The sequence below is a fragment of the Kitasatospora sp. NPDC101176 genome (assembly GCF_044768035.1).
Lineage (GTDB): Bacteria > Actinomycetota > Actinomycetes > Streptomycetales > Streptomycetaceae > Kitasatospora.
The window spans coordinates 86,126-101,948 of sequence record NZ_JBIWPA010000013.1; the positions used below are offsets into that span (position 1 = coordinate 86,126).

General features: G+C 75.2%; 14 protein-coding genes. 6 read left to right on the forward strand and 8 right to left on the reverse strand.

Going from position 1 to position 15,823, the window contains the following annotated elements; genetic code table 11:
• Positions 1 to 21 precede the first annotated feature (21 nt).
• Positions 22 to 765 carry a DUF4097 family beta strand repeat-containing protein gene (locus tag ACIRS1_RS19805; protein WP_360206506.1) on the forward strand — a complete coding sequence of 248 codons (744 nt, stop codon included), beginning with the start codon at positions 22 to 24 and terminating at the stop codon, positions 763 to 765.
• A 368-nt stretch (positions 766 to 1,133) separates the two neighbouring features.
• Here the strand turns inward: ACIRS1_RS19805 and ACIRS1_RS19810 are convergent, their stop codons facing one another.
• From ACIRS1_RS19810 to ACIRS1_RS19825, 4 genes are all read right to left on the reverse strand, one after another.
• Positions 1,134 to 1,784: a hypothetical protein gene (locus ACIRS1_RS19810; protein WP_360206508.1), complete on the reverse strand. Its 651-nt coding sequence runs from the start codon at positions 1,782 to 1,784 to the stop codon at positions 1,134 to 1,136.
• A 224-nt stretch (positions 1,785 to 2,008) separates the two neighbouring features.
• Positions 2,009 to 2,683, reverse strand: a complete 675-nt coding sequence (locus ACIRS1_RS19815) for a response regulator (protein ID WP_387900146.1) — start codon at positions 2,681 to 2,683, stop codon at positions 2,009 to 2,011.
• Positions 2,680 to 4,062 (reverse strand): sensor histidine kinase, encoded by a 1,383-nt coding sequence (locus ACIRS1_RS19820; protein ID WP_402841433.1) that lies wholly within the window; start codon positions 4,060 to 4,062, stop codon positions 2,680 to 2,682. Before ACIRS1_RS19820 ends, ACIRS1_RS19815 begins: the two co-directional genes overlap by 4 nt.
• A gap of 335 nt (positions 4,063 to 4,397) precedes the next feature.
• Positions 4,398 to 6,593, reverse strand: coding sequence for an MMPL family transporter (locus tag ACIRS1_RS19825; protein ID WP_402841436.1), 2,196 nt, complete (start codon positions 6,591 to 6,593; stop codon positions 4,398 to 4,400).
• A 413-nt stretch (positions 6,594 to 7,006) separates the two neighbouring features.
• On the opposite strand from ACIRS1_RS19825, the gene ACIRS1_RS19830 reads away from it, so the two are divergent.
• The 3 genes from ACIRS1_RS19830 to ACIRS1_RS19840 all read left to right on the forward strand — a co-directional run bounded on the left by ACIRS1_RS19830 (position 7,007) and on the right by ACIRS1_RS19840 (position 10,343).
• Positions 7,007 to 8,131, forward strand: a complete 1,125-nt coding sequence (locus tag ACIRS1_RS19830) for a DegT/DnrJ/EryC1/StrS family aminotransferase (protein WP_402841439.1) — start codon at positions 7,007 to 7,009, stop codon at positions 8,129 to 8,131.
• 175 nt (positions 8,132 to 8,306) lie between these two features.
• Complete coding sequence (locus ACIRS1_RS19835) at positions 8,307 to 9,251, forward strand: NAD-dependent epimerase/dehydratase family protein (RefSeq protein WP_360206523.1); 945 nt, start codon at positions 8,307 to 8,309, stop codon at positions 9,249 to 9,251.
• A gap of 12 nt (positions 9,252 to 9,263) precedes the next feature.
• Positions 9,264 to 10,343 carry a hypothetical protein gene (locus ACIRS1_RS19840; protein WP_402841442.1) on the forward strand — a complete coding sequence of 360 codons (1,080 nt, stop codon included), beginning with the start codon at positions 9,264 to 9,266 and terminating at the stop codon, positions 10,341 to 10,343.
• A gap of 76 nt (positions 10,344 to 10,419) precedes the next feature.
• Here ACIRS1_RS19840 and ACIRS1_RS19845 read toward each other — a convergent pair whose 3' ends face one another.
• The 4 genes from ACIRS1_RS19845 to ACIRS1_RS19860 form a co-directional block, all read right to left on the reverse strand.
• Positions 10,420 to 11,157 carry a polysaccharide deacetylase family protein gene (locus ACIRS1_RS19845; protein ID WP_402841445.1) on the reverse strand — a complete coding sequence of 246 codons (738 nt, stop codon included), beginning with the start codon at positions 11,155 to 11,157 and terminating at the stop codon, positions 10,420 to 10,422.
• Between the two features lie 7 nt (positions 11,158 to 11,164).
• Positions 11,165 to 11,965 (reverse strand): SDR family NAD(P)-dependent oxidoreductase, encoded by an 801-nt coding sequence (locus ACIRS1_RS19850; RefSeq protein WP_402841448.1) that lies wholly within the window; start codon positions 11,963 to 11,965, stop codon positions 11,165 to 11,167.
• 78 nt (positions 11,966 to 12,043) lie between these two features.
• Complete coding sequence (locus tag ACIRS1_RS19855; protein ID WP_402841451.1) at positions 12,044 to 13,102, reverse strand: hypothetical protein; 1,059 nt, start codon at positions 13,100 to 13,102, stop codon at positions 12,044 to 12,046.
• Positions 13,103 to 13,251: 149 nt separating this feature from the next.
• On the reverse strand, positions 13,252 to 14,055 hold the full coding sequence (locus ACIRS1_RS19860; protein ID WP_402841454.1) for an SAM-dependent methyltransferase: 804 nt from the start codon (positions 14,053 to 14,055) through the stop codon (positions 13,252 to 13,254).
• A gap of 226 nt (positions 14,056 to 14,281) precedes the next feature.
• Here ACIRS1_RS19860 and ACIRS1_RS19865 point away from each other — a divergent pair, with 226 nt between their 5' ends.
• Both ACIRS1_RS19865 and ACIRS1_RS19870 read left to right on the forward strand, forming a co-directional pair.
• Entirely contained in the window at positions 14,282 to 14,914 is a 633-nt protein-coding gene (locus ACIRS1_RS19865) for a sigma-70 family RNA polymerase sigma factor (RefSeq protein ID WP_360206538.1), read from the forward strand.
• Between the two features lie 248 nt (positions 14,915 to 15,162).
• Positions 15,163 to 15,813 (forward strand): hypothetical protein, encoded by a 651-nt coding sequence (locus tag ACIRS1_RS19870; RefSeq protein WP_360206540.1) that lies wholly within the window; start codon positions 15,163 to 15,165, stop codon positions 15,811 to 15,813.
• The last annotated feature ends 10 nt before the right edge of the window (positions 15,814 to 15,823 follow it).

Consider the following 15,823-nt stretch of genomic DNA (forward strand, 5'->3'; position numbering starts at 1 on the left):
CGAACACGCACGATGTGCACGATGTGGGGGGAACTGATCATGGGTCACTACCAGCGTTACGCAGGGGCGCTCGCGGTCGGCGGGCTGGCGGTCGGGGTACTCAGCGCCTGCAACCCGGTCGGGACGAGGTTCGACGACGACGCGACCGTCTCGGACCGGATCACCGCCGTGCGGCTGGACACCTCCGCCGGGGACGTGACCGTCCGCGGCAAGGCCGGCGCCACCCAGGCCGCGGTGCACCGCGCGATCACCTACCGGAGCGACAAGCCCGGCGCGACCACCCGGGTGGAGGGCGGCGTGCTGGTGCTGGGCGGCTGCGGACGCAACTGCTCGGTGGACTACACCGTCGAGCTGCCGCCGGGGCTGCCGATCAGCGGCGGGACGTCCTCGGGCGGGGTCAAGCTCTCGCAGGTCGGAGAGGTCACGGTGCACACCAGTTCGGGCGACATCGCGCTCGACGACGTGGCCGGGGCGGTCGACGTGCGCACCGACAACGGCGACATCAAGGGGACCACGCTCAAGGGCGACAAGGTCCACGCCAAGACCGACAACGGCGGGATCACGCTCACCCCCGGCAAGGCCCAGGACATCACGGCGAGGACCTCCAACGGCGAGATCAAGGTGACGGTGCCGACCGCCGCCTACCACGTCAGTGCCTCGACCGACCTGGGCGAGAAGCACATCGGCGTCCAGAACGACCCGAACGGCAAGTACCGCCTGGACCTCGGCACCGACATCGGCGAGATCACCGTCAAGACGGGCTGATCGGACGGCCGGTGGAGCGGTCCGCCGCCACCGCGGACCGCTCCACCCCGCCCGCGCCACCCGCACGCCGGGGGACCGGTCCGGACGTCCGGACCGCCCCGGGTTCGGCCCGACCGCACGGCATGCGTCGCCGGCGCGCGCAGGATCGCACACGAACAGGAACCTCGTCGTGGTGGCACCCTGAATTCACGCTCCGGGCACGAACCTGCCGGGCACGAACCCGACCTACACCAACTCGACTTACACCAACTCGACTTACACGAACCCGACCGGCACGAACCCGACCGGCACGCACCCGACCGGCACGCACCCGACCGGCACGCACCCGACCGGTGCGAACCTGCCGGGCGCGAACCCAGGGGAACCGGTCAGAGGGCGACCTGGACCTCGGCGCGGTGGCGGATGTACTCGTCGGGGTGCGAACGCGCGATGGCCACCGCGGTCTCCACCAGGGCGTGCAGCTGCGCCGGGTAGGCGCGCGGCACGAGGGGCAGCCCGGGGAGGATGGAGCGCCGGACGTCGAGGTCCTCGTTGGCCACGAACTCCCGCAGCGCGGCCTGGTACCAGGCGTCCCGGACGGTCGACCCCTCGTCCTCGGCGGCCCGGTTGCGGGCGTCCCCGACGGACAGGGACGTCCAGTACCAGGCCCGGGCGGCGCCGGCCCGCTCGGCGTTGGTGCCGGTGTGCAGGTAGCCGAGCAGGGTCAGCCGGACCCTGCGCTGGCCGAAGGCGAGCAGCGCCGGCTCGACGAAGCGCCGGTTGAAGCTCGGGTTGGGGTCGTGGACCGCGGCCTCCAGCAGCGCCTGGAAGTACTCCTCGGGCAGGTCCGACCGGCCCGCGAGCGCCTTGTGGACCTCCCACCGCGCCGCGCTCGGGAAGTCGGGCCCGTAGGCGGCGTCGACCCCGAGCAGGCCCAGCAGCCGGGTCAGCCGCAGGTCGAAGTCCTGCGCGGCGTCCGCCGGACGCCCGGGCAACGGCTGGAAAGTCCGCACCTCGCCTGCCGTGTCCTTCGTTTCCACGACCATCCTCCTCATCCTGAGTCACCGGCAGACTACTCGCGGATACACCAGTTCGGAGGACGTTTTCGGGCAGGCTGAAGGCCGAATCATTAACATTCGGCCAGACTTTGACGATTTCTCAGATCAGGATTCGACCGTGTCGCGGCGGGTTATGTCACGGCGGTGGTGCCGCCACGGAAGCGGTGGTGCCGCGCCGGTGGTGCCACGGCGACGGCCGGCGCCGGTCAGCTCGGCCGGCCGGGCGGAACCAGACCGGACTGGTAGGCGATGGCCACGAGTTGGGCGCGGTCCCGGGCGTCGAGCTTGGCCATCGCACGGTGGACGTGGGTCCGCACGGTGAACGGGCTGACGAACATCCGCTCGGCGATCTCCTCGTTGGTGAGTCCGGTGGCGGCCATCGCCATGACCTCGCGCTCGCGGGCGGTCAGCACGGCCAGCCGCTCGGAGGCGCCGCCGGCCGCCGGATCAGGCTGGGCGAGGAGCTGGTCGATCACGGCGCGGGTGGCGGCCGGGGAGAGGAGGGCGTCCCCGGCGGCGACGGTGCGGACGGCGGCGAGCAGCTCGGCCGGGTCCGCCCCCTTGCCCAGGAAGCCGCCGGCGCCCGCGCGCAGCGCCTGCGCCACGTACTCGTCGATCTCGAAGGTGGTGAGGATGAGCACCCGGGTGCCGCTCAACTCCTCGTCCGAGCAGATGGCTGCGGTCGCACCGAGGCCGTCGGAGCCCGGCATCCGGATGTCCATCAGGACGACGTCGGGGCGGGTGGCACGGGCGAGCTCGACGGCCTGGTGGCCGTCGGCGGCCTCCCCCACCACCTCCATGTCCTCCTCGGCGTCGATCAGGACCCGGAAGGCACCGCGCAGCAGTGCCTGGTCGTCGGCGAGCAGTACCCGGATGGTCATGCGTGGCCCCTGTCGTCTGGAACGGAACGGACGGGTCGAACGGCTCGGACGGACCGGGCGGCTCGAACGGACCGGGCGTCCTGGTCCTCGCCCCCGCCGGCGCACCGCGCGACGCCGTCCCGCAGCGGGCCCCGCCGAACGGCGTCACCGCCGACGCCGCCCTCCCGGGCCGGGCCGTCGTCGCGGGCACCGGTGCGCAGCGGGAGTTCGGCGGTGACCAGGAATCCGCCGTCGGCGCACCGGTCCGCGGTGAGGCGGCCGCCGACAGCGGCGGCCCGCTCGCGCATGCCGATCAGGCCGAAGCCGCTCTCCCCCGGGGCCGCGTGCGGCGGCAGGGTGGGCCGGGTGTGCCCGTCGGCCGGCGGGCGCCCGTTGGCCACGGTGACGGCGACCCGGCTGCCGCGGTACGCCAGGGTGAGCTCGGCGCCGGCGCCCCGGGCGTGCCTGGCCACGTTGGTCAGCGCCTCCTGGACGATCCGGTAGGCGGTGAGGTCGACGCCGGGCGACAGCGCCCGGGCCTCGCCCTCGACGGTGAGCCGGACCGGCAGGCCGGTGCGTTCGAAGGCGCCGATCAGCTCCGGCAGCCGGTCCAGGCCGGGGGCGGGTTCGAGCGGGGCCCGCTCCTCGGCGCGGCGCAGCAGGCCGACGGTGGCGCGCAGCTCCTGGAGTGCGGAGCCGGTGGCGTCGGTGATGTGGCTGAGCACCTCGCGGGCCTGGGTGGGGTGGCTGTCCATGAGGTAGACGGCGATGCCGGCCTGGGCGTTGGCGAGGGCGATGTGGTGGGCGACGACGTCGTGCAGGTCGCGGGCGATCCGGATCCGCTCGTCGGCGACCCGGCGGCGGGCCTCCTCCTCGCGGGTGCGCTCGGCGCGTTCGGCGCGCTCCTCGATGGCGGCGAGGTGGGCGCGGCGGTTGCGGATGGAGTCGCCGAGGGCGCCGGGGAGCAGGGCCCAGGCGAGGACACCGAGCCGCTCGCCGATCGGGCCGACGCCGTCGGCCAGCACGGACAGGCCGGTGAGCAGCGCGGCGGTGGCGATGGAGGCGCGCAGCGCGGTGGCGCGGTCGGTGCGGACCGCGAGGAAGTAGAGGGCGACGAGCAGGGGGGTGGCGAGTCCGGAGGTGAGCCGGGGGCTGGTGAGGGTGAGCGCCATCGTGCAGAGCAGGGTGACGGCGACCACCGCGCGCGGGTGGCGGCGGTGGGCGAACACCGTGACGGCGGAGAGCAGCGCGATGATGCTGGTGAGCGGTCGGAAGCCGGTGTAGTGGCCGGTCTGGTCGACGGTGGCGCCGACGCCGGTCATCAGGATCAGCGTGGCGCCGCCGGCGACGTCGAACAGCCGGGGGTGGTCGCGGCGCAGCCGCTGCCAGGTGTCGCTCATCGTGGTGCTCTCCGGGTCGGGGGTGCCCTGGCGGCACCCTCGCCGGGGTCTGCCAGGTCGTGCCGGGCCGCGCCCGGGTGGGCGGGGCGGGCCGGGTCGAGGGGGGCTGCCGCGGTGGCGCCCCGACAGCAACGGTAACGGTACGGGCTCGAACCGGTGTCCGGGCCGGGGCCCGCCCCCGTGAGGAGGGGGCGGGCCCCGACGGAGGGACCGGAGGGACCAGAGGGACCGGAGGGACCAGAGGGAAGGGTCAGCGGGCCGGACGGGCCCGCGGATCAGAACGGACCGCCGGGTCGGGCAGGGCGGGACGGGCCCGCCCCACCCGGAGTGCGGCGCTACACGCCGACGGACTCCCGGACCGGGGTCGGCTCCGGGGCCGCCGTCTGCAGCTTGCTGCCCTCGACGTCGACGTCCGGTATCAGCCGGTCCAGCCAGCGCGGCAGCCACCAGGCGTGGCGGCCGAGCAGGGCCAGGACCGCGGGCACGATCGTCATCCGGACCACGAAGGCGTCGAAGGCGACGGCCGCGGCCAGACCCAGGCCCATCATCTTGATCATCGGCTCGCTCATCCCGATGAACCCCGCGAAGACGGCGATCATGATGAAGGCGGCGGCGGTGACCACCCGGGCGTTGTGGCGGAAGCCGGTGACGATGGCCTCGGCGGGCCGCTCGCCGTGGACGAAGCCCTCGCGGATCCGGGTGACCAGGAACACCTCGTAGTCCATGGCGAGGCCGAAGACCACGCCGATCATGAAGATCGGCATCATGCTCATCACCGGCCCGGTCTGCTCGACGCCGATGAGGTCGGCCAGCCACCCCCACTGGAAGACCGCGACGACCGCGCCGAGCGCGGCGGCCACCGAGAGCAGGAACCCGAGCGCCGCCTTCAGCGGGACGAGGACGGAGCGGAAGACCACCAGCAGCAGGATGACGGCGAGGCCGACGACCACCGCGAGGTAGGGCACGAGCGCGTCGGTGAGCTTCTGCGAGACGTCGATGTTCATCGCCGTCGTGCCGCTGACCAGGACCGTCGCGCCGGTGGCCGACCTGAGGCCGTCGGCGTGGCCGCGGATGGCATGGACCAGGTCCTTCGTCCGGGCCTCGCTGGGACCGGTGGCGGGGACCGCGTTCAGCAGGGCGGTGTCGCCCGCCTTGTTGAACATCGGCGGGGCGACCGAGACCACGCCGGGCAGCGCGGCGACCGTCTTGGCGACCTCGCCCGCAGCGGCCTTCGGGTCGGCGGTGCCCTTGGCGTCGACCAGGACCGTCAGCGGCCCGTTGAAGCCGGGGCCGAAGCCCTCGGAGAGCAGGTCGTAGGCACGGCGCTGGGTGGTGGAGACGGGCTTGGACTCGTCCCCCGGGAGGCCGAGCCGCAGGTCGAGCGCGGGGGCGGCGAGCACGCCGAGGCCGATCACGCCGCCGAGCAGCACGGCGAGCGGGCGGCGCAGCACGAACCGCGCCCACCGGGAGCCGCCGTTCTCGCGCTTCGGCTCGACCGCGCCCCGGGCCGTGCGGACCTTGCGGGGCAGCACCCGGCGGCCGATGAAGCCGAGCAGCGCGGGGACCAGGGTGAGCGCGACCAGCACGGCGACGACCACGGTGCCGGCGGCCGCCATGCCCATCTTGGCGAGGATCGGGATGCCCACGACCGAGAGCCCGGCGAGGGCGATGACCACGGTGAGACCGGCGAACACCACCGCGGACCCGGCGGTGCCGACGGCCCGGCCGGCGGCCTCCTGCGGGGTGCGCCCCTCGGCGAGCTCGGCCCGGTAGCGCGAGACGATGAACACCGCGTAGTCGATGCCGACCGCGAGGCCGAGCATCATCGCGAGCGTGCCGGTGGTCGAGGAGAGACCGAGCATGCTGCCGAACGCGGTGATCAGGGCCATGCCCAGGCCGACGCCGACCACCGCGGTGAGCAGCGGCAGCCCGGCGGCGACCAGCGAACCGAAGGTGATCACCAGGACCACCGCGGACAGCGCCATGCCGATCGCCTCGCTGCTGCCGCCCGCCTCGGGCTTGGCCGTCAGCGCGTTGCCGCCGACCTCGACCTTCAGCCCGGCGTCCCGCCCGTGCTGGGCGGCCTGCTGCAGGGCGTCGGTGGCGCCCGTGGACAGCGTGCCCGCCTTCACCGAGTAGCTCACCGTCGCGTAGGCGGTGGTGCCGTCCTTGGAGACGGCACCGGCCTTGAACGGGCTGACCGTGCCGGTGACCTCCGGGGCGTGGGCGAGCTCGGCGACCGTCCGCTCCACCGCCTGCTGGTTGGACTCGGCGGTGATCTTCTGCCCGGACGGCGCGACGAAGACCAGCCGGGCCGAGGCGCCGTCGGCGTGCCCGCCGGGGAAGCGCTCGTTCATCAGGTCGAAGGCCTGCTGCGCCTCCGTGCCGGGCATCGCGAAGCCGTCGTCGGGCGCGGCGGGCGCCTTGGCCGCCAGGACTCCGCAGACCGCCAGCACGGCGACCCAGAGCAGGGACACCAGCCGGCGCCGGACGAAGGCCCATCGGCCCAGGCGGTACAGGAACGTGGCCACGGAGAGTGGACTCCTTCGGGATGTCGGGCACAGTGCGCGCCGCGGCCGGGTCGACGCCTCACGGCGCGGTCCGCCCGCAGCATGACCAATCCTTGATCGCCGGCCCCTCCTCCGTCGTCGTCCCTGCGCAGGCCGTTTGCGTACTGCGGACGCAGTACACCCCTCCCCCGTACGGCGGAGCGCACAGCCTGCGGCGGAAGCAGTCGTACCTACTCCCGGAGATGTCTCCGGCGGCCCCGCGGGGCCCCGGCGGGCGGGCCGCCGCGGCCCCGGCGTCACCCGTGCGGGCGGCGACGACGGGCCGCGGGCAGCCCGGCGAAGTAGCGTGATGTGCCTGGCCCGGACCGATCTGCCCCGGTCCGGAGCGACCCGTCCCGATCGGTGCTGACCCCAGCCCGCCGCCGGAGGTGCCCATGGGCGTTCCAGCCGCCCGCATCGTGTTCGACGAGAGCGACCGCGCGGCCGTCGCGGACGCGGTGACGGAGATGCTCGCCACCGGCGCCCTCACCCTCGGCCCGTGGACCGAACGCTTCGAACAGGCCTTCGCCGCCGAGCACGGCGCCTCCCACGCCGTCGCGGTGAGCAGCGGCACCGCCGCGCTGGAGGTGATCCTGCGCAGCGTCGACGTGCGGGGCCGCGACGTCGTCGTCCCCGCCGTCACCTTCTACGCGACGGCCGGCGCCGTGCTGCACGCGGGCGGGCGCCCGGTGATCGCCGACGTCGACCCGGCCACGCTCGCCCTGTCCCCCGCGACGCTGTCCGCGGCGCTCACCCCGGACACCGCCGCCGTCGTGCTGGTGCACATCGGCGGGCTGGTCACCCCGGAGGTCGGCGCGCTGCGCGCGCTCTGCGACCGGCACGGGATCCCGCTGGTGGAGGACGCCGCGCACGCGCACGGCAGCAGCCACGACGGGCGCGCCGCCGGGACCTTCGGCCTGGCCGGGGCCTTCTCCTTCTACCCGACCAAGGTCACCACCAGCGGCGAGGGCGGGATGGTCCTCACCGAGTCGCCGGAGCTGCGCGACGAGGCCCGCACCTACCGTGACCAGGGCAAGGGCTCCTTCACCACGAACCACCACGTACGGCTCGGCTACTCCTGGCGGATGAGCGAGCTGCACGCCGCCGTCGGCGCCGTCCACCTGCGCCGGCTCAAGGAGTTCATCGAGACCCGCCGGGCCGTCGCCCGCCGTTACGACGAGGCGCTGGCCGGGCTGGACGGCCTGGAGCCGGTGCTCGAACCGCCCGGCTCCCGCGGCAACTACTACAAGTACGTGGCGCTGCTGCCCGCCGGGGTGGACCGCGCGGCCTTCAAGCGGGCGGTCGCCGAGGAGTACGGGGTGCGGCTGTCCGGCGAGGTGTACGACCTGCCGCTGCACCTGCAGCCCGTGCTCGCCCCCTACCGGCGCGAGGCGCTGCCCGTCGCCGAGGACGTCTGCGCGCGGCAGGTGTGCCTGCCGGTGCACTCCGACATGACCGGGGACGAGACCGAGCAGGTCATCGAGGCCGTCTCGGCGGTCCACCGGCGGCTCGCCGGGTGACCGGACCGCCCGCGGCCCGACCGCCCGGGACCGAAGGGACCGCCGGGACCGCCCGGGCCGCCCGGCTCGCCGGACAGGCCCACCGGACGGGACCGCCCGGACCTCCGACCGGGCCGACCACGCTTCGACCACGCAGAGACCACGTACCGACAAGGGCTCGACAAGGAGAGAGATCGTGCGCATAGCCGTCACCGGGGGATGCGGATTCATCGGCTCACACGTCGTGGACCACCTGATCGCGGCCGGCCACGAGGTCCTCGCGGTCGACACCACCGACAAGTACCTCAACCCCGACGCCGAACACGCCAGGATCGACGTCCTCGACCTCCCGGCCCTCACCGCCGCCCTGGCCGGCAGCGAAGTGGTCTACCACCTCGCCGCGATGGCCGACGTGGAACAGGTCTCCGCCGACCCGGTGCGCGCCGTGCGCACCAACATCGACGGCACCGAGACCGTCCTGGAGGCCGCCCGGCGCAGCGGGCTCAGCCGCACCGTCCTGGCGAGCACCGTGTGGGTCTACGGCGCCGCCCTCACCGACGAGCAACTCGACGGCGGGGAACAGGAGCTGGACGAGCACGTGCCGATCGAGCTGGAGCACAGCGGGCACCTCTACGTGGCCACCAAGCTCGCCGCCGAGATGCTCGTGCACAGCTACCGCGAGCTCTACGGACAGCACTTCACCATCCTGCGCTACGGCATCCCGTACGGGCCCCGGATGCGCGACGAGCTGGTCGTCGCCCGGTTCGTCCAGGCGGCGCTGACCGGACGGCCTATCACCATCGCCGGGGACGGCCGGCAGAGCCGCAACTTCGTCTACGTCGAGGACCTGGCCGACGCCCACGTCCGGGCGCTCTCGCTCGCCGCCGAGGACCAGACCTTCGCCCTGGAGGGCTCGACGGCCGTCTCGGTGCGCGACATCGCCGACACCGTCGACGAGCTGCTCGGGCCCGTCAGCATCGAGCACATCGACGGCCGCAAGGCCGACTACGCCGGGCGGCGGATCTCCTCCGCCCAGGCCAAGCGGCTGCTCGGCTGGTCCCCGCGGACCAACTTCGCCGAGGGCGTGCGGCGGTACGCGGACTGGTACCGGGCCACCGCCGCCACCCCCACCGCCTCCTGACCGGAGCCGTCCGTGCCGCACGCGCTGCTGGTCTCCGGCTCCCTCGGCCAGGGCCACGACGTGATGGCCCAGGCCTGCGCCGACACCCTGCAGGCCCGGGGCTGGACCACCTGCACCGTGGACGCGATGGCCCTGCTCGGCCAGCGCTCGGGTGCCGCCGGGGAGGCCGTGTTCCGGCGGCTGCTCGATCTCCCCGGCGTGTACGACGCCTTTCACTTCTCGGCGCTGCGCCCGGGCGCCCGGATCGCGCTGCTCGCCGACGCCGCCGCCCGCGCCCGGCTGGTCCCGGCCCTGCGGGAGCTGGTCGCGGCGCAGCGGCCGCAGCTGGTGGTGTCCGTCTTCGCCACCGCCACCTCGGCCGTCAACCGGCTGCCGGAGCGCGGCTTCCGGCACTTCGTGTTCTGCACCGACGTGACGCCGCACCGGCTCTGGGTGCAGGAGGGCACCGACCTCTTCCTGGTCACCTCGGAGGTCGCCGCCTGCGCCGTCCGCCGCTACCGGCCGGACGCCGACGTCTCCGTTCTGCCCGCGCCGCTGCGGGAGCCGTTCTACCGGCCGCCCGCACGTGCCGCGGCCCGCGCCGAACTGGGCGTCCCGGCGAACGGGCCGTGCGTGCTGCTGATGTCAGGCTCCTGGGGCCTCGGGCCGCTCGCCCGCACCGCCGCCTCGCTCGCCGCGGCCGGCCCGCACGTGCTCGCCGTCGCCGGCCGCAACCGGGAACTGGAGGACCGGCTGCGGGCGGCCGCCCGCCGGGAGCCGCGGCTGCGCCCCTTCGGGTACACCGACCGGATCCCGGCCCTGATGGCCGCCGCCGACCTCGTCGTCACCAGCTCCGGCGACACCTGCAGCGAGGCCCGCGCGCTCGGCCGGCGGCTGCTGCTGCTCGACGTCGTCCAGGGGCACGGGCGGGACAACCTGCAGCACGAGCTGGAGCTCGGGCACGCCGACGTCGCCACCGCCCGGCCCGCCGACGTGGTCCGCAACGCGCTCGCCGCCCTCGACCGCCCGGAGCCGGCCCCCTCCCCCGGAGCCAGCCCGGACGGCTGGAACCGGGGCTTCGCGGCCGCGCTCGAACGAGTCGGGCTCGACTGAGGGGAGCGTCGGTACGCCGTCGGGTCACGCGAGTCGACGGCACCGGCTCCGGACCGGGTGAACCGGACCCGGCCGTTCAGGGCAGCGGGATGCCGTGGTCGCGCAGCGGACCGAGGGTGAGCCCGTGCTCGCGACAGTGGGCCGCGATCAGCGGGAGCGCGTCGAGCGTGGCGCGCCAGGAACCCGGGGCGGAGGTGCAGTCGGAGTCGTGCAGGAGGAGGGTGGCGCCGGCGGTGAGGCCGGGGCGGGCGGTCTCGAGGACGGTGCGCCCGGTGGCCTCCGCCGTCCAGTCCCGGCCCCACACCGTCCAGAGCACACTGCGCAGGCCCAGGCGGCGGGCGGCCAGCGCGGGCCCGGCGGTCAGCACCCCGTACGGCGGGCGGTACCAGAGCGGGCGGGCCCCGCACAGGTCGGTCACCGCCGCCCCGGCTCGGCGCAGTTCGCGAAGGTCACGGGCCGGGGCCGGGTACCACTGGGAGCGGTGGAACCAGCCGTGCACGGCCACCTCGTGACCGCGCGCCACCAGCTCCGCGCCGAGGGCGGGGGCGCGTTCCAGCATCGAGCCGAGCAGGAAGAAGGTGGCCCGCACCCGGCCGGGCCCGGCCAGGGCGTCCAGCGCGTCCAGGACGTAGGGAGTGCTGCGCGGGTCCGGGCCGTCGTCGAAGGTCAGTGCGACGTGCCCCGGGGCGGTGCCGTGGCCGGCGGTGCGGCGGGCCAGCGTGCGGCGCAGCACCGGCAGGCGGACCGCGGCCGGGGCCAGGTGCAGGAACTCGGCCGCCGCGGCGGCGCCGAGCACCCTGGTCGCCGTGCTCACCCGGAGCTCACCCGAAGCGGGAGGCCATGCGCCGGAACACGCCCGGCGCCACGCCGTGGATCCGGGCCGGGAACCCGAGCCAGTGCGGCACGTACAGGCGGTCGCGCTCGGTGGTGATGGTCGCGACGACGGTGGCCGCGACCCGCTCCGCCGGGACGGGCCGCGGGCGCTCCCGCTGGTACGGCGTGCCGCGCCGGTCGAAGAACGGCGTGTCCACCGCTCCTGGCAGCACCAGCCGCACCCCGACGCCGGTGCCGCGCAGCTCGTACCAGAGGCTCTCCGCGAACATCGCCAGCCCGCCCTTGGTCGCCGCGTAGCCCGACTCGTCGCGCACGCCCACCTGGCCGGCGATCGAGCCGAGCAGCACGATCCGGCCGTGGCGGCGCTCCAGCATGCCCGGCAGGAGGAGGCGGACCAGCCGCAGCGGAGCGGCGAGGTTGACCTCGATCATCCGGTCCAGGGTGTCCGACGGGGTGTCGGCGAAGGCGCCGCGCCACCCGAGGCCGGCGCTGGCCACCAACGCGTCCACCCGCCCGGTCTCGGCGACGGCGGCCTCGGCGAGGCGGGCGGGGCCGTCCGGCTTGCTGAGGTCCTCGGGCAGGGCGACGCCGCCGGTGCGGGCGGCGAGCTCCTCGAGGCGGGTGCGGTCGGTGCCGGAGAGCAGGGTGTGCCAGCCGGCGTCGGCCAGCCGGACGGCGGTGGCCCGGCCGATGCCGGAGGACGCCCCGGTGACGAGGGCGACGGGGCGCTCGGCGGGCCCGGAGCTCCGGGGGCCGGGTCGGAGGTCGTCCCGGTCTTCGTCCGCCATCGCGCACCTGCCGATCCGTGGGCGTCTCGCCGTCCGATTTGTCCGGCAAGTCACCTTCGCACGGCGGCGCCGTCCGGGCTACCGGGGCGGAACGGCCCGCCTTGCCCGCCGGCCCCCGTCCGGCCGCGGACCGCCGTCGTCGTCCGCGTCCCCGTCCGGCTCCGGACCGCCGGCCGCCTCCGGATCGCCGGCCGCCTCCGGGCCTCCGTCCGCACCCGTCCCCTTGCCCGTGCCTGCGCCCGCACCCGTCCCCGTGCCGGCATCCGTGCGACCACCGGCGTCACGGGCCGCGCCGGCGAACGCCTCGGCCGACTCGCCCTCCAGCTCGCCGAAGCGGGACAGCAGGAAGGTGCCGCCGACGGCCACCGCGAAGCCCGTCAGCGCGCACCACTCGAATCCGGGGCGCGCCGCGTCCCCCAGCGCCGCCACGCCGACCAGCGCGGGCCCGAAGGTCTCGGCGACCGTGCCCGCGGCGGTCGCGGCCGTCACCGTGCCGCGCTGCAGCGCGAGCGCGTACGCGAGGTAGCCGCCGAGGCCGCCCACGGCCAGCGCGTACGCCGCCGGATCGGTGAGCACCCCGACCGCACCGGAGGTGTCCAGCACCCGCACGGCCAGGCTCGTCACCCCGAAGCCCACCCCGGCCAGCAGCCCGAGACCAGCCGCGGCCGCGTTGCCCTCCCGGCGCACCAGCACGAGGGTGAGCAGGACCATCACGGCGGTCGTCGCGAGCAGCGCCCAGTGGAACGCAGCCGGGGCGTACTCCCGCCCCTCCCGACCGGAGCCGAGCGCGAGCAGGCTCAGACCGACGACCACGCCGAGGATCCCGGCCGCGTCGCCCCGGCGCAGCCGGGCGCCCAGCAGCCAGACGGCGGCGAGCGCCGTCACCGCCAGGCTGGCGTTGGTGACGGCCTGCACCAGGAAGAGCGGCAGGCTGCGCAGCGCCACGATGCTCAGCAGGAAGCCCACGATGTCCAGCACCGTCCCCACCAGGAACTGCCAGGACCGCACCAGCGCGGCCAGCAGCCCGGCCCGCACCCGGTCCGCCCGCGGCGCGGAGCGCGCCCCGCGGGCCTGGAACACGGCCCCGAGGCCGAAGCAGACGGTCGCGACCAGCGCGGTCGTGAGTCCGAGCAGCATGCCTCTCCCAGCCTCGCCGGCGGCATCGGTCCACCACCAGTCTGGGCCCGCGGGGGCACCGCCGCACGGGCCCGCCCGGCGGGCCGCGGGGCGGCGCGCGCAACCGGCCGCGGGGCGGGGGGCGGGTCGGCCGCGGGGAGGCGCCGGAGTCAGGGCCGGAGGGCCACCGCGGCGTAGGCGCAGGCCTCGGCGGCGCTGACGGGCGGGTCGGCGGGGGTGGGCCGCCAGTGCGGGGTGGGGACGGCGCCGGGGGCGATCAGGGTCCAGCCGTCGAAGAACCGGGTGAACTCGGGCAGGGTGCGGGCCTGGGCCGCGGTGCCGGCGGACTCGTAGATGCGCACCAGCCGGCCGATCTCGTCCGGGGCGAACTCGGGGGTGACGTGGGTCATCACCAGGGCGCTGCCGGGGGCGAGCGCCGACTTGAGGTGCTCGACGATGCCGTAGGCGCCGCGCGCGTCGGGGACGAAGTGCAGGAGGGCGTTGAGGGAGAGCGCGACCGGACGGTCGAGGTCGATGGTGTCGCGCACGCCGGGCGAGGCGAGCACGTCGGCCGGGTCGGTGACGTCGGCCTCGACGTAGGCGGTGCGCCCCTCGGGGGTGCCGGTGAGCAGCGCCTGGGCGTGCGAGAGCACGATCGGGTCGTTGTCGGCGTAGACGACGCGGGCGCGCGGCTGGACGCGCTGGGCGACCTCGTGGAGGTTGGGCGAGGTGGGGATGCCGGTGCCGATGTCGAGGAACTGGTCGATGCCGGCCTGGGCGAGGACGCGGGTGGAGCGGTGGACGAAGGCCCGGTTGGCGCGGGCGGCGGCGCGCAGCCAGGGCGCGACGGCGAGGGCGTGGCCGGCGGCCTCGCGGTCGGCGGCGAAGTTGGTGAAGCCGCCGAGGTAGTAGTCGTACATCCGGGCCGAGTGCGGCACGTTCAGTCGCAGGTCGACTCCGTCGTAGAGGCTCATCGCGTTCCCCCCTTGGGCCGGTGCGGGCACCTGACGATTGCTGCCCACCGTATCGAAGGGCCAATCCCGCGCCACGCTGCTCAACTGGTCACCAGATACCACGAGATGACAATCTGTATTCGGATTGCAGCCTGGAGTGACAGGCCTGGTGGAATGAGGATGGGCACGGACAGCCCGACCCTCGAGTGGCCCGGCGGGCAGCCGTCGGCCACGGAAAGCAGGCTCGATGACGATCGACAGGGGTGCGCCCGTGCGCGGGTACCGGGGAGCCGCCACGGTGGAGCGCACCGGCACGGCCGGGCCGGACCGGGGGGCCGGCACCGACCTCGGCCAGCGCTTCGACCTCACCTACGCGGCGTTCTGCGAGACGCACGAACCCGCCTGGCACGCCCTCGCGTTGACCCGGATAGGCAGCCGGACCGACGCCGAACTGCTGGTCGACGCCGTCAAGGCGGACCTGGCCCGCTGCTGGCCGCAGGTCCTGCGCTTCGAGGAGCCGGCCGCGTACGCCTGGCGGCTGGCCAACCGGCACGTGGCGGACTGGGTGGCCGCCGAGGAGCCGGTGGCGGTCGAGGCGGTCACCTTCGCGGCGGTGATCGGCGCGTTCAAGCAGGTCGCGAACGGACTGCTGCACAGCGAGGCGGACGAGGTGCGGCTGTACGCGGCGATCCTCGAACTGCCCGACCGCCAGCGGGACGTGGTCATCCTGCGCTACCTGCTCGGCTTGCACGTCAAGGTGATCGCCGCGTACCTGGGACGGCCGGTGGCGACGGTGCACTCGAACCTGCGGCACGCCCGCGAGCGGCTCGCCCGGCGGCTCGGGGTGGGCGAACTCCCGGACCACGCGGGGGACCTGTGACCCGCCGCCCGACCACCGGCCGGCCCGACGGGAGGCTCGGCGACGACCCGGCGGAACCGGCCTACCCGACGGAACCGGCCGACGGGACGGTACCGGCCCACCCGGCGACGCCGGCTGACGGGACGGAACCGTCCGACGGGATCGAACCGGCCGACGGGGCGCAGGCAGCGGACGGGCCCCGTCCCGCCGACCGCGTGTGCACCGGGGACGGGGCGTGCCCCAACGCCGGGGGGCGCACCCCGCTCCACGTGCCCCGGCCCGAGCGGGCCCACGCCGAGCGGATCGCCGCGGTGCGTCAGGCCCGGCTCACCGCCGCGCCCGCACACCTGCCCTCGGAGCACGAGCAGGCCGCCTTCGAACTGGGTCTGGTGGTGGCCCTGGTGCTGGGTGCGCCGGACGCCTCCCGGGGGCTCGACCTGCTCGTCAACGCACGGCGGATCCAGCCCGAGGGGGCGGAGGTGTTCGCCGCGCTGCTCTACGCCACCGGCCGCGAGGAGGGCGCGGAGTTCTGGTGGCGCTTCGCTGCCGGATCCGGCAGCGGGACGGCGGCGTACTGCCTGCACCTGCACCACCTGATGCTCGGCGAGACCGACGACGCGGACTACTGGCGGGCCTGGTCCGACCAGCTCGCGCGCACCGAACGCCCCCCCGGGCCTGGCGCGTTGCGGATGAGCCGACCGCTGCTGCCGGACGACGTCCGGCGCGACATCCTCTCCCGGGTGCACCGCGGCCTGGCACCGCAGCTGCCACCGCGGTTGGTCGCGGTGATCGACCGGCTGCCGGTGCGGGGCGACCCGGACGAGGAGGAGGTGCCGAGTCCGTGGGGGCTCACCTCCGGCGCCACGTCCGCGTGTTCGTGGCAGCTGGGGTGGGAGGGCGTCGACGACCCGTTGGAGTGAGCGGCCGACG